Here is a 12,880-nt window from a genome sequence, read left to right as displayed (position 1 = left end):
CATGACCGCCCGGCCCAAGCTCGCCGTGTGGAAGTTCGCGTCCTGCGACGGCTGCCAGCTCACGCTGCTCAACTGCGAGGACGAGCTGGTCCCGCTCGCCGGCGAGATCGAGATCGCCTACTTCCCCGAGGCCACGCGGGCCGTGGTCGAGGGGCCGTACGACGTGTCGCTCGTCGAGGGGTCGATCACCACACCGGGCGACCTCGAGCGGATCCACCAGGTGCGGGCGGTGTCCCGGCGGCTGGTCACGATCGGGGCGTGCGCGACCAGCGGCGGCATCCAGGCGCTGCGCAACTTCGCCGACGTCGCGGAGTTCCGCTCCGTGGTCTACGCCCACCCGGAGTACCTCTCCACGCTGGACCGGTCCACGCCGATCGCGGCCCACGTGACCGTGGACTTCGAGCTGCGCGGCTGCCCGATCGACCGCCGCCAGCTGCTCGAGCTGCTGGCCGCCGAGCTCACCGGGCGCCGGCCCCGGATCCCGACGTACAGCGTCTGCGTGGAGTGCAAGCGGCGCGGCTCGGTGTGCGTGATGGTCGCCGACGGCACCCCGTGCCTCGGCCCGGTCACCCAGGCGGGGTGCGGCGCGCTGTGCCCGGCGTTCTCCCGCGGCTGCTACGGCTGCTTCGGCCCGCAGGACACCCCGAACACCCGGTCCGAGGCCGACCGCCTGCGTGCGCTGGGCATGGGCGAGGACCAGGTGCTGCGGGTGTTCCGCACGTTCAACGCCGGCTCCGAGCCGTTCCGGCAGGAGAGCCGGCGCCACGAACCCCAGGAGCAGCCCCAGGAGCAGCCCCAGGAGCAGCCCCAGGAGCAGGAGGTGACCTCGTGACGCACAAGCTCACCGACGGCGGCCGGGTGCTGCAGGTCGGCACCCTGGCCCGGGTCGAGGGCGAGGGGGCGATGCGGATCGCCTTCGAGGGCGGCGACGTGGCCGACGTGCACCTGCGCATCTACGAGCCGCCCCGGTTCTACGAGGCGTTCCTGCGCGGTCGCGCCCACACCGAGCCGCCGGACATCACCGCCCGCATCTGCGGCATCTGTCCGGTCGCCTACCAGACGAGCGCGTGCTGGGCGATCGAGGACGCGTGCGGGGTGGTCGTGCCCGAGGAGGTCCGGCTGATGCGCCGGCTCCTCTACTGCGGTGAGTGGATCGAGAGCCACGCCCTGCATGTGTTCCTGCTGCACGCGCCGGACTTCCTCGGCTACGACGGTGCCATCGAGATGGCGACCGACCACCCCGACGTGGTCGAGCTCGGGCTCCGGTTGAAGAAGGCCGGCAACGCGCTGATGGAGCTCGTGGGCGGGCGCTCCGTGCACCCCGTCAACGTCCGGGTCGGCGGTTTCTACCGGTTCCCGGCGGCCGCCGAGCTGCGCGCGTTCCGCCCGGAGCTCGAACGGGCCCTCGCCGACGCGCTCACCGCGGTGTCGGTGGTGTCGGGCTTCGAGTTCCCCGAGTTCGAGCAGCCCTACGAGTACGTCTCGCTGCGGGCCGAGACGGGCTACCCGATCGAGGTGGGGTCCGTGGTGACGTCCGCCGGCACGGCGTTCCCGGTCTCGGAGTTCGCGGAGCGGATCGAGGAGCGGCACGTGCCGCACAGCAACGCGCTGCACGCCCGGCTCGTCGGGGGCGACGCGCCGTACGCCGTGGGGCCGCTGGCCCGCTACAGCCTGAACTCCGACCGGCTCTCCGCGGTGGCGCGCGAGGCGGCGCGGGACGCCGGGCTCGGCGACACCTGCCGCAACCCGTTCCGGTCGATCGTGGTGCGGGCGGTCGAGCTCGTGGAGGCCTGCCACGAGGCGCTGCGGATCATCGACGGCTGGACCGACGGCACCGCGCCGAGCGTCGAGGTCCCGCCCCGGGCGGGGGAGGGGTACGGCGCCAGCGAAGCCCCACGCGGCACGCTCTTCCACCGCTACGTGCTCGACGCCGCCGGCATCATCCGCGACGCGCAGATCGTGCCGCCGACATCGCAGAACCAGGCGAGCGTGGAGGCCGACCTGCGGGCGATGGCCGCGACCTGGTCGGACCTCGACGACCACGCACTCCAGCACCGGTGCGAGCACGCGATCCGCAACTACGACCCGTGCATCTCCTGCGCCACCCACTTCCTCGACCTGACCGTGGAGCGGTCGTGACCGCCCTGGTCGTCGGGCTGGGCGACCCGGCACGCGGCGACGACGGGGTCGGGTTCGCGATCGCGCGGGCGGTGGCCGCCCGGGCGCTGCCGGGGGTGTCGGTCCTCGTGCGTCGGGACCCGGCGACCCTCCTCGACCTGTGGTGCGGGCACGCGCCGGTCGTCGTGGTCGACGCGGTCCGGTCCGGTGCGGCCCCCGGCACGACGCACCGGCTGGTCGTCGGCCCCGGGCAGCCACCGCTGCCGGCCGGGTCGTGGGCGTCGAGCGGCCGCGGCACCCACGCCTTCGGGCTCGCCGCCGTGGTCGAGCTGGCCCGTGCCCTGCACCGGCTGCCGGAGCAGCTCGTGGTGATCGGCGTCGAGGCCGCGTCGTTCGGCCACGGTGACCCGCTGTCCGACCCGGTGCGGCAGGCCGTGCCCGCCGTCGCCGACCTGGTGGTCGAGCTGCTGTCGGAGGAGGTGCCCAGCCATGTGCCTCGGTGAGCTCGGCGTGGTGCAGCGGGTGCTGGCGTCCGGGGTGGTCGAGGTGCGCGTCGGCCCCCGGACCCTGACCGCGTCCCTGCTGACGCTGACCGGACCCGAGCCGCTCGCGCCGGGGGACTGGCTGCTCGTGCACTGCGGTTACGCCCTGGCTCGCCTCACCCCACAGGAGGCGGCCGACGCCCGACGGATCAGGGAAGGGAGTCCATCATGACCACGAGGAGGCTCGGCATGCTGCTCGCGCTGGGGACCGCCCTGGTGAGCGGCGTCTCGGTCTGGGTGAACGCCTCCGGCGTCCGCGAGTTCGGCGACCCGGGCGCCTACACGACGGCGAAGAACCTGGTCGCCGCCGCCGTCCTGGTCACGATCGTCGCGGCCGGACGGCGGACCGGGGCCCGGCTGACCAGGCCGGAGGGAGCGCGACAGTGGCTGGGGCTCGCGGTCGTCGGCGTCGTCGGCGGCAGCGTCCCGTTCCTGCTGTTCTTCGAGGGGCTGTCCCGGGCCGGGTCGACGCAGGCGGCGTTCCTGCACAAGACACTCGTGCTGTGGGTCGCGCTGCTCGCGGTCGCGCTGCTGCACGAGCGGCTCCAGTGGGGCCACTGGCTCGCGATCGCCGTGATCCTGGTCGGCCAGGTCGGGGTGCAAGGTGGCCTCCCCGGGTCGCTCGGCAGCCCCGAGCTGCTGATCCTCGGCGCCACGCTCCTGTGGTCGGTCGAGGTCGTGGTGGCCAAGCGGCTGCTGTCGTCGCTCTCGTCGTGGACGGTCGGGGTGGCCCGGATGACGGTCGGTTCCGTCGTCCTCGTGGGCTGGCTCGCGGTGCGCGGCGAGCTCGGCGTGCTCGGCTCGCTGAGCCGCGTCCAGGTCGGGTGGGTGCTGCTGACCGGCCTGCTGCTCTCGGCGTACGTCGCGACCTGGCTGGCCGCCCTGGCCCGCGCCAAGGCGGTCGACGTGACCGCGGTGCTGGTCCTCGCCGCCCCGGTGACGGCCGTCCTCGGGGCGGTCGTGGACGGTGCGGCCCTGGGCACCCAGGACGGCTGGCAGCTGCTGCTGGTCGCCGGCGGCGCGCTGGTGTGCTGGCTGGGCATGCGGCCGCGGGCGGTCACGGCTCGTGCCTGACCGGGGCGTGGGGACGGCGGCCGACAGCGGACCGCTGCGGTTCGCCCGCTACGCCTACCCGCCGAACGCGCTCGGGTACTGCGGCCCGGACGCGGCACCGCTGCTCCTCGAGCACACCGCCCGCGGCGCCGACGACGCCGACCTGCGCCGGCTGCTCCGGGGCTTCGAGGGAGCGTGGCCCTACCTCGAGCTGATCGCGACCGCGAACGGGCTGCGGGACCCGCTCGACGCCCGGGTCGTCGAGGCCTACTGGGTCGGCAACGTGCTGCTCGACCGGGTCGGACCCCGGCTGATGGGCGACTCGGTGGAGAGCCGGTTCCGGGGCCGGACCTCCCTGCGGTCGTGGTCCCGCCTCGCCGAGGTCCTCCCGACGGGCGCCGTGCCGCACCACTCGTTCCACGTGCTCGCGGTGTACCCGTGGGTCGGGCTGCTGCGCGGCGGCCACGCCGGCGACGAGCCGCTGCGGGTGATGGACCGGTGCCGGGTGCGCTGGGGGCAGGTGCTGACGATCGCCGGACCGGTCGCGGTGGTGCGCTCCCGGCCGCTGGCCTGGGACGGCCGGCGCCTCACGCTGGCCGCGCCGGTCGACGAGCCGGCGGTGCTGCGGGTCGGCGACCGCGGCCTGGCCGGTGCCCTCCGTCCGGGGGACTGGTGCTCGCTGCACTGGGACTGGGTCTGCGAGCGGCTCGACGGCTGGCAGGTGGCCACGCTGCGACGCCGTACCCTCGACCAGCTCGCGGCCGTGAACGGGACGGCCGACTGCCCCGTGTGAGCCCGCGGCCGGGCACGCGGTCAGCGACGGTGACGCCGGCGCCTTCATCCGGGGTTCATCCGCGGCGGCCTACGGTCCGCTCGAGGCGGGTGCGTCACCCGTCCGGCGAGGAGGACCCGTGGGATCCGTGGTGTGGCCGCAGCTGCAGGTGGACTGGTTCACCGACGTCAACCGGTTCTCCGGCGAGACGCCGTGGCTGCACGCGCCGCTGCGGCTCTTCACCGAGTACGGCGTCGTGCTGTTCGCGGCGCTGCTGGTGCTGTCCTGGTGGCTGGCCCGGGGCGAGCGCGACCTGTCGCGGACCGCGATCACGCTCTGGGCGCCGGTCGGGGCGCTGCTGGCCATCGGCGTGAACCAGTTGGTGGCGGGCGACGTCGCGGAGCCCCGTCCCTACGCGGTGCTCCCGCACGTGCTGCTGCTGGTGCCGCGCACCCAGGACTACGCGTTCCCCAGCGACCACGCGGTGCTGGCCGGTGCGGTGGCCGCCGGCGTCGTGCTGGCGCACCGCAGGCTCGGACTGGTCGCGGTCGCGCTCGCCTGCCTGATGGCCTTCAGCCGCGTCTACGTCGGCGCGCACTTCCCGCTCGACGTGCTCGCCGGCCTGGCGTTCGGCGCCGCGGTCGTGGGGACGACGTACCTGCTCACCCGTCCGCTCGTGCGGCCGGCGGTCGCCTGGCTGGCGCGCACCCCGCTGCGTCCGCTCGTCACCGCGGCGCCGGGAGCGGCGCGATGACCGGGGTCGTGGAGCACCTGCTCGCGCTGCCGCTCTGGGTCGGGCTGCTGGTGGTCTTCGCCCTGCCCGCTCTGGAGTCCTCGGCGTTCGTGGGCTTCGTGTTCCCCGGCGAGGTCGCGGTGCTGCTCGGCGGCGTGGCCGCGAGCCAGGGGCACCTCCCGCTCGCGGCCGTCCTGGCCGCGGCGATCGGTGGCGCGGTCGCCGGCGACGCCGTCGGCTACCTGGTCGGACGCCGGTGGGGACGTCGCGTCCTCGACTCCGTGGCGGGACGTCTCGTCAAGGCCGAGCACCTCGACCGGGCCCAGGCCGCGCTCGCTCGCCGAGGTGGGCCGGCGGTGCTGATCGGCCGGTTCACGGTGGCGCTGCGGGTGCTGGTGCCGGGCCTGGCCGGCATGGCCCGGATGCCGTACCGGACGTTCGCGGTCTTCAACCTCGCCGGTGCCGTGGCCTGGGGGAGCGCCGTCGTCCTCGCGGGGTACCTCGCCGGCGACAGCTGGCACGTCGTCGCGCACGTCCTCTCGGGCGTGGGCGTCGGCCTCGCCGTCGCGGTGGTCGCCGGTGTGCTCGGCGTACGGCTGCTGCGACGCCGGGGGATCGCTCTTCATCGGCCCTTCATGCGCGGCGACCTACGGTCGCGCCGTGTCCATCCCCGGGTCCGTCACCGCAGCACCGCCCGCCACGCGGCGGCCCGGTCCTCGGCCGGGTGAGTCGCCGCCCGGCTGGAGCCGGGCCGGTGCCGGCGCGCTCCTCCTGGCGGCGGCCGTGGCGTTCGCCGCGTGGCTGCCGTTCCTGCACCAGCCGCTGAGGCCCGACGAGAGCGGGTTCCTCCTGCTCAGCCGGCACTGGCAGCCGGGCACGTCGCTGTACGGCGACTACTGGGTCGACCGGCCCCCGCTGCTGCTGTGGCTGTTCTCGATCGCCGGCCACCTCACCCCGGCCGGCGCGGTGGTGGCCGCGCCGGCGGTCAAGCTGATGGCGGCCACCGCGAGCGCGGCGTCGGTGCTGCTGGCCGGCGTGCTGGCCGGGCTGCTGGGCCGGGGGCGGGTGTGGCCGCGGGTGGCCGGGCCGGCGGTCGCCCTGGCCCTGCTCTCCAGCCCGTACTTCGGCCTCCCCGAGACCGACGGCGAGGTCCTCGCCGTGCCGTTCGTGCTGCTGGGCGTCGTGCTGCTCGTGAGCGCGCTGCGCCACCCCTCGGGGCGGCGCGGACTCGCCCTGGCCGCGGGCGCCGGGGCCGCGGCGATGGCCGCGGCCCTCGTGAAGCAGAACGAGGTCGACGTCTTCGTGCTCGCCGCGGCCCTGCCGCTCACCCGGCGTGGCCGGGCGGCCGGCCTGGCCGGGCGCGCCGCCGCGTTCGCCGGCGGGAGCCTGGCGATGCTCGGCGTGGGTCTCGCCGGGGCGGCCGCCCGCGGGACCTCGCCGAGCGGGATCTGGGACGCGGTCGTGGTCTTCCGGCTCGAGGCCGCCGCGGTGATCGGCACCTCGGCCTCGCCGGCGACACCGGAGCGGATGAGCCACCTGACGACGGTGTCCGTCCTCAGCGGTGGCGTGCTGCTGCTGGTGCTGGCCGCCCTGCTGGTCGTGCTCGACCGCTCGTCCCTCCTGACCTGGCCGGCGCTGTGCCTGGCCGGCTGGGAGGTCCTCGGCGTGGCGATGGGCGGCAGCTACTGGTGGCACTACCTCACCGGGCTGGTGCCCGGGCTCGTGCTGCTGGTCGTGCTGGCGGCCCCGGCACGACGGCGCGCCCTGGTCGCCGCCTGCCTGGCGTACGTGCTGGTCGTCAACGCGTTCGCCTGGGTGCACTGGAGCCGGCAGCCGGTCGAGGTGTCGCCGGAGGCGCGGGTCTCGTCGTACCTGCGCTCCCACGCCCGGCCCACCGACGGGGTGGTGGTGGCCTTCGGCCACGCCGAGATCGTGGCGGCCAGCGGCCTGAGCAGCCCGTACCCGTACCTCTGGAGCCTGCCCGTGCGGGTCCGCGACCCGCGGCTCCGCCAGCTCGAGGACGTGCTGGCCGGACCGTCGGCCCCGCGGTGGCTGGTCGTCGACGGCGACACGGTCGGCTCGTGGGGTCTGGACGCGCGGGACGCGCAGGACTACGTCGTGCGTCACTACGGTGAGCAGAGGACGTACGGCGAGTGGCACGTGTGGGAGCGACAGGTGGGAGCGGACGGATGAGGATCCTGGTGGCCGAGGACGACGTGCGCCTCGCCGACGTCCTCGAGGAGTCCCTCGCCGAGGCCGGCTGGCAGGTCGACGTGGTGCACGACGGCCGCGCGGCGTACGAGCGCCTGCTCTCCGACTCCGGCCTCGACGTGGCGCTGCTCGACTGGATGCTGCCCGGCATGGACGGGGTGACGGTGGCGCGGCGGCTCCGCGACCTCGGGATCGCGCTGCCGATCCTCATGCTCACCGCCCGGGGCGACGTCCGCGACCGGATCAGCGGCCTGGACGCCGGCGCCGACGACTACCTGCCCAAGCCCTTCGACCTCGATGAGCTGCTGGCGCGGCTGCGCGCGCTCTACCGGCGCGGCAGCCTGGTCGGGGAGGCGCCGGTCCAGCTCGGCGACCTGGTCGTCGACCCGGTGGCCCGCCGGGTCACCCGCCGCGGCAGCGAGATCGTGCTGTCCGCACGCGAGTTCGACATCCTGCACCTGCTGGTCTCCAACGCGGGCCGGGTGGTCAGCCGGCTGATGATCCTCGACGAGGTCTGGGACGGTGAGACCGACCTGCGCAGCAACGTGATCGACGTCCACCTGGCCGCGATCCGGGCCAAGATCGACAAGCCGTTCGGCACCGAGACCATCACGACGCTGCGCGGCGTCGGCTACCGGGTCGACACGCCCGCGGCGGCCCGATGACCTCGCTGCGGGACCGGGCGTCCCGCCTGCCGCTGCGGATCCGGCTCGTCGCGGGGTTCTCCGCGGCGATGTTCGTGGTGCTCCTCGCGGCCGGGACGTTCGTCTACTGGCGGGTGGGCTACGCCCTGGACCGCGGGCTGGACACCGAGCTCGTGCAGGCGACCGGTGCCCTGGCCCCGCTCGTCGGGGCCGGCGGCCGGGTGACCGACCGGTCCGCGGCGGACGCCACCGGCGTCGCCTGGCAGGTCCTCGACCCCGCCGGGTCGGTGCTCGACCACGGCGGTGCGAGCGGGACCGTGGGGCTGGTCAGCGAGCGCCAGCTCGACCGGGTCGGCACCACCCCTCGGACGTTCAACGTCGGCGACTTCCTGCCGATCTCCCACGATCCCTACCGACTGCGTGTCGCCCCGCTCGACGACGGCAGCGGTCGCTTCCTCCTGGCCGCCGTACGCCGCGACCACCGCGACGAGGCGCTCCGCGAGCTGCTCGTGCAGCTCGTCGTGGCAGGCCTGGGCGCGCTCGCGCTCACGGCCTGGGTCGGCGAGCGGCTCGCGCGTGCGGCGCTCCGCCCGGTGGAGCGCTACCGCCGGCGTGCGGCCGCGATCGCCGCCGGTGCGTCCGACCTGCGCCTGGACGTGTCGCCGTCCAGGGACGACGAGGTCACCCGTCTCGGCCACACCCTCAACGACATGCTCAGCTCGCTCGAGCGGGCACTCGACCGCGAGCGCCAGTTCGTCAACGAGGCCAGCCACGAGCTGCGCACGCCGATCACGCTGCTCACCAGCCGGGTGCAGCTGGCCCGTCGGCGCCCGCGCACCCAGGCCGAGCACGAGCGGGTCCTCGAGGAGCTCCAGGTGGACCTGGACCGGCTCGCCCGGCTCGCCGAGCAGCTGCTCGAGCTCGGCAGCGTCGCCGGCCGGACGGGGCACGAGTCGTGCGACCTGGCGGCCGTGACCGCGCGGGTGGTCAACCAGCGCCGGCTCGCCGCCCCGGCCGACGCCGGCGACACCTCGACCGAGGTGCCGGGCGAGCCGGTGCCGGTGGCGGTGGCCGACTTCGAGGTCGAGCGGATGCTGACCAACCTGCTCGACAACGCGGCCCTCCACGGCGCGGCGCCGTACGCCGTCACCGTCGACCGCCCCGACCCGGGCTGGGCCCGGCTGGTCGTCGCCGACGCCGGTCCCGGGCTGCCGCCGGAGATCCTCGACACGGCGACCCGGCGCTTCGTGCGCTCCGAGGAGGCCCGCAGCCGTCCCGGCTCCGGTCTCGGTCTGGCCCTCGTCCAGGCCATGGTCGCGCAGGCGGGCGGCGAGCTGCGGCTGTGCCACGCCGGCCACCACGCCTCGCACGGTGGCCGGGCCCCGGTCGCATGCACCCACGGCCACGAGATGACCGTCAGCATCCTGCTCCCGACCGGAGCGCCCGCAGCGGCGGAGTGACGCGCGCGTCCCCTTCACCACGTCGCCTTCACGTCGCCTTCATGCGGTCCGGCCTAGGTTCCGGCCGTGCCCGAGGAGACGACCAGCGTGCAGGAACCGGCCGCGCCGGCGACCACCACCGCAGCGAGCCCCGCGATCACGGGAGAGCCCGACGCGACCTGGGGGACCGCCGCCCGGCTGTGGCTCGTGGTCCTCTGCTTCGTCGCCGTCGGGGTGGCGCGGTCGGCCCAGGTGGGCGTCCCGTTCCGCGACCCGCACGGGGCGATCCTGCTCAGCCGGGTCGCGCTCACCGCAGCGGTCGCGACCGGGCTGGTGCTCCTCGACGGGCTGGTCCGCGCGGGCCGGCCGGTCGCCGTACGCCGGGTCCTCGGCGTCGTCCGGGAGCGCTGGACGCCCCGGCGTACCGCGCTCGCGACCGCGGCGCTGCTCGCCTACCACCTGACCTACTTCACCTACCACAACCTGAAGAGCTGGAACGCCTTCAACCGGCCCCGTGACCCGATGCTGCTGGCCTGGGACCGGTGGCTCTTCCTCGGCCACAGCCCCGCGGTGCTCCTGCACGACCTGCTCGGCCAGCAGGTCGCCGCGCGGGTGCTGATGGTCTGGTACGAGACGTTCCCGACGCTGGTCGTGGTCGCGTTCCCGGCCGCGGTCGTGCTGGCGCCCCGGATGCGCGACGCCTACGCGGGCATCGCCGCGCTGGTGTGGGTCTGGATCCTCGGCACGGCGTCCTACTACGCGATCCCGTCGCTCGGGCCGTTCCATGCCGCACCGCAGGACTTCGCGGGCCTGCCCCACCTGATGATCCAGGACACCCAGGCGCGGTACCTGGCCCAGCGCGCCCACCTGCTCGCCGACCCCAGCGCCTCCGGTGCGTTCGCGCAGGTCGCGGCGTTCGCCAGCCTGCACGTCGCGATGACCGCGGGCATCCTCGGCATCGCCTGGTGGCACCGGCTGCGCCGCACCACGGCGCTGCTGACGGTCTTCCTGGGCGGGACGATGCTGGCGACGGTCTACCTCGGCTGGCACTTCGCGGTCGACGACGTGGCCGGGCTCGTCATCGCGGCCGCCGCCTGGTGGCTCGGCCCGCACACGGTCGGCGCCCGCCGGCGCCCCGCGCGACCGAGCGCTTCATGAAGCCTTCATCCGGCCCTCCCTACGGTCCGGCTATGCACGAGGTCACCGACGAGCAGGCCCGGTCACAGACCTGGCGACGGCTGCGCTTCGTGGGCTCCTGGGCCCTGGCGGTCGGCCTGCTCGCGGTCGGGGTCCCGCGGGCCGTCGACGTGTCCTGGCACGGCGTGCTGCCGGTGCTGCAGTCGCTGCACTGGCCGGCGGTGCTCGCGATGGCGGGTCTGTGGTTTCTCGGGCTCGTCGTCCACTCCAGCGTGCTCGCCGCCGCGGCACCCAGCCTCACCCACCGGCGGGCGCTGGCCCTGAACCTCACCGGGAGCGCGGTCGCGAACGTCGTCCCTCTCGGAGGGGCGGCCGGCGTCGAGCTCAACCGCCGGATGATGCGGGCCTGGGGCATCGACGGGCGCCGGTTCGCCGGTTACACCTTCCTCACCAACCTCGTCGACGTCGGCTCCAAGCTCGTGCTCCCCGTGATCGCGGTGATCGCTCTGGCCCACGCGGGCGAGTCGGTGACCGCGCCGCTGCGCTACGCCGCCGTGCTGGCGGGCGTCGCCTTCGTCGGGCTCGCGGCGTGCGGGGCGGCGGTGCTGGTCAGCCCCCGGTGCACGGTCGGGCTGGGCCGGGCGGCCGAGGCGGTCCTGCGCCCGCTGCTGCGCGCCGCCCGGCGGCCCGGCGCGCCCGACTTGGTCGGCCCGCTGCTCGACGTACGCCGCGAGTGCGCACGGGTGGTCGCCGACGGCTGGCTGCGGATGTCGGCGGGCATCACCGGGTACGTCGCGCTCCAGGGGCTGCTGCTCGGGCTCTGCCTGCACCTGACCCACAGCGGCAACACCTGGCCGGAGGTCCTGGCGGCCTTCGCGCTCGAACGCACCCTCACGGTCCTGCCGGTCACCCCCGGGGGCGTCGGCATCGCCGACGTCGGCCTGGTCGGCGTGCTGATGGCGCTCGGGGGCGACCCGGCCGGCGCGGCGGCGGGCGCCGTCCTCTACCGCGGCTTCGTCTTCGCCCTCGAGATCCCGGTGGGTGGTGGCACCCTCGGCGTCTGGCTGCTGGGCCGGCGCCGTGCCGCCCGCCGACTGCCCCCGGTGGTCCGCCTGGCCGGGGAGACCCGCCGGATCGCCCACGTCACCGACGTGTTCCTGCCGCGGCTCGGCGGCATCGAGACCCACGTCGACGACCTGGTCCGCCACCAGCGGGCCCGGGGCCTGGACGCCGAGGTGCTCACCCCGACCGAGCACGACGGCGCCGATCCGGCCTGGGTGCGCCGGCTGCCGGCAGGTGCGGCACGACAGGCGGTCGGCGGGTACGACGTGGTCCACGTGCACGTGTCGATGCTCTCGCCGTACGGCATCGGCGTCGCGCGGGCCGCGATGGCCGCAGGTGTCCCCACCCTCGTGACCGTGCACTCGATGTGGGCGGGCGCAGGCGGCTTCCTCCGGCTCGCGGCCGTCGCCGGGCTGCGGCGCTGGCCGGTCGTCTGGTCCGCGGTGAGCACCGCGGCGGCGGAGACCTTCCGACGCTCGCTCCCCGGCGGCGAGGTCGCGGTGCTCCCCAACGCGATCGACGTCGCGGAGTGGCGCCGGCCGGGGACCGCCGCCCTTTTCGACCCCCACGACGACGGCCCGGTGACGATCGTGAGCGTGATGCGGCTGATGCCGCGCAAGCGGCCACTGCAGCTGGTCCGGGTGTTCGAGCAGGTGCGCGCACTCACGCCCGGACGCGACGTGCGGCTGCTCGTCGTCGGCGACGGCCCGCTGCGCGGTCGCGTGGAGCGGCACCTCCGGCGCCGGGGCCTCACGGGGTGCGTCCGGGTGACCGGCCGGATCCCGCGGTCCGAGGTGCTCGGTCACCTGCTGTCCGCGTCCGTGTACGTCGCTCCCGCACCGCGGGAGTCCTTCGGCCTGGCCGCGCTGGAGGCCCGCTGCGCCGGCCTGCCGGTGGTCGCGAGCCGGCGCAGCGGGGTCGGCGAGTTCATCCGCGACCGGGTCGACGGGATCCTGGTCGCCGACGACGCCGAGATGGCCGTGGCGCTGGCGGACCTCGTGCTCGACGCGCCGCTGCGGTCCCGGATCACCGAGCACAACCGCCGGGTGGCCCCAGCCTGCGACTGGGCCGACGCGCTCGACCGGACCGACGCGCTCTACCTGCTGGCCGGGGAGCGGACGCCCGCCCTCGCCGCATCGCTCGTGCCGTCGCTCCTGGAGGCATGACGC

At 75.3% G+C, this 12,880-nt stretch carries 13 protein-coding genes; all 13 read left to right on the top strand.

The features are described 5' to 3' along the window. Position 1: 1 nt before the first annotated feature. The 13 genes from QQZ14_RS05840 (at position 2) to QQZ14_RS05780 (ending at position 12,877) form a co-directional block, all read left to right on the top strand. A complete protein-coding gene (locus QQZ14_RS05840; protein ID WP_284533285.1) occupies positions 2-832 on the top strand; it encodes an NADH-quinone oxidoreductase subunit B family protein in 831 nt (276 codons plus the stop codon). Then, positions 829-2,139, top strand: a complete 1,311-nt coding sequence (locus tag QQZ14_RS05835) for a Ni/Fe hydrogenase subunit alpha (RefSeq protein WP_284533284.1) — start codon at positions 829-831, stop codon at positions 2,137-2,139. The genes QQZ14_RS05840 and QQZ14_RS05835 overlap by 4 nt, the downstream gene beginning before the upstream one ends. Continuing rightward, the gene (locus tag QQZ14_RS05830; protein ID WP_284533283.1) at positions 2,136-2,621 is read left to right on the top strand and encodes a hydrogenase maturation protease; all 486 of its coding nucleotides are present in this window, start codon (positions 2,136-2,138) and stop codon (positions 2,619-2,621) included. Before QQZ14_RS05835 ends, QQZ14_RS05830 begins: the two co-directional genes overlap by 4 nt. Then, complete coding sequence (locus QQZ14_RS05825) at positions 2,608-2,832, top strand: HypC/HybG/HupF family hydrogenase formation chaperone (protein ID WP_284533282.1); 225 nt, start codon at positions 2,608-2,610, stop codon at positions 2,830-2,832. Before QQZ14_RS05830 ends, QQZ14_RS05825 begins: the two co-directional genes overlap by 14 nt. Then, positions 2,829-3,734, top strand: a complete 906-nt coding sequence (locus tag QQZ14_RS05820; protein ID WP_284533281.1) for a DMT family transporter — start codon at positions 2,829-2,831, stop codon at positions 3,732-3,734. The genes QQZ14_RS05825 and QQZ14_RS05820 overlap by 4 nt, the downstream gene beginning before the upstream one ends. Further along, positions 3,727-4,506, top strand: coding sequence for a DUF6390 family protein (locus QQZ14_RS05815; protein WP_284533280.1), 780 nt, complete (start codon positions 3,727-3,729; stop codon positions 4,504-4,506). The genes QQZ14_RS05820 and QQZ14_RS05815 overlap by 8 nt, the downstream gene beginning before the upstream one ends. Before the next feature lie 118 nt (positions 4,507-4,624). After that, positions 4,625-5,239: a phosphatase PAP2 family protein gene (locus QQZ14_RS05810; RefSeq protein WP_284533279.1), complete on the top strand. Its 615-nt coding sequence runs from the start codon at positions 4,625-4,627 to the stop codon at positions 5,237-5,239. Further along, complete coding sequence (locus QQZ14_RS05805) at positions 5,236-5,946, top strand: DedA family protein (RefSeq protein ID WP_284533278.1); 711 nt, start codon at positions 5,236-5,238, stop codon at positions 5,944-5,946. Before QQZ14_RS05810 ends, QQZ14_RS05805 begins: the two co-directional genes overlap by 4 nt. Further along, the gene (locus tag QQZ14_RS05800) at positions 5,879-7,411 is read left to right on the top strand and encodes a hypothetical protein (RefSeq protein WP_284533277.1); all 1,533 of its coding nucleotides are present in this window, start codon (positions 5,879-5,881) and stop codon (positions 7,409-7,411) included. Before QQZ14_RS05805 ends, QQZ14_RS05800 begins: the two co-directional genes overlap by 68 nt. Then, entirely contained in the window at positions 7,408-8,094 is a 687-nt protein-coding gene (locus QQZ14_RS05795) for a response regulator transcription factor (RefSeq protein WP_284533276.1), read from the top strand. Before QQZ14_RS05800 ends, QQZ14_RS05795 begins: the two co-directional genes overlap by 4 nt. Continuing rightward, positions 8,091-9,533, top strand: a complete 1,443-nt coding sequence (locus tag QQZ14_RS05790) for a sensor histidine kinase (protein ID WP_284533275.1) — start codon at positions 8,091-8,093, stop codon at positions 9,531-9,533. Before QQZ14_RS05795 ends, QQZ14_RS05790 begins: the two co-directional genes overlap by 4 nt. Before the next feature lie 66 nt (positions 9,534-9,599). Next, a complete protein-coding gene (locus tag QQZ14_RS05785; RefSeq protein WP_284533274.1) occupies positions 9,600-10,670 on the top strand; it encodes a phosphatase PAP2 family protein in 1,071 nt (356 codons plus the stop codon). A 32-nt stretch (positions 10,671-10,702) separates the two neighbouring features. After that, on the top strand, positions 10,703-12,877 hold the full coding sequence (locus QQZ14_RS05780) for a glycosyltransferase (RefSeq protein WP_284533273.1): 2,175 nt from the start codon (positions 10,703-10,705) through the stop codon (positions 12,875-12,877). Positions 12,878-12,880: the final 3 nt, after the last annotated feature.

This window comes from Nocardioides sp. T2.26MG-1 (assembly GCF_950101795.1).
In the GTDB taxonomy this organism is placed as follows: domain Bacteria; phylum Actinomycetota; class Actinomycetes; order Propionibacteriales; family Nocardioidaceae; genus Nocardioides.
Note: the sequence above shows the minus strand (reverse complement) of the source record. Positions and strands in the feature narration are given on the sequence as shown.

What these genes read in the sequence shown, in the direction of transcription:
- QQZ14_RS05840 (WP_284533285.1), top strand. Translation starts at nt 2, where the DNA reads ATGACCGCCCGGCCCAAGCTCGCCGTGTGGAAGTTCGCGTCCTGCGAC.
- QQZ14_RS05805 (WP_284533278.1), top strand. Translation starts at nt 5,236, where the DNA reads ATGACCGGGGTCGTGGAGCACCTGCTCGCGCTGCCGCTCTGGGTCGGG.
- QQZ14_RS05795 (WP_284533276.1), top strand. Translation starts at nt 7,408, where the DNA reads ATGAGGATCCTGGTGGCCGAGGACGACGTGCGCCTCGCCGACGTCCTC.
- QQZ14_RS05790 (WP_284533275.1), top strand. Translation starts at nt 8,091, where the DNA reads ATGACCTCGCTGCGGGACCGGGCGTCCCGCCTGCCGCTGCGGATCCGG.
- QQZ14_RS05780 (WP_284533273.1), top strand. Translation starts at nt 10,703, where the DNA reads ATGCACGAGGTCACCGACGAGCAGGCCCGGTCACAGACCTGGCGACGG.
- QQZ14_RS05820 (WP_284533281.1), top strand. Translation starts at nt 2,829, where the DNA reads ATGACCACGAGGAGGCTCGGCATGCTGCTCGCGCTGGGGACCGCCCTG.
- QQZ14_RS05825 (WP_284533282.1), top strand. Translation starts at nt 2,608, where the DNA reads ATGTGCCTCGGTGAGCTCGGCGTGGTGCAGCGGGTGCTGGCGTCCGGG.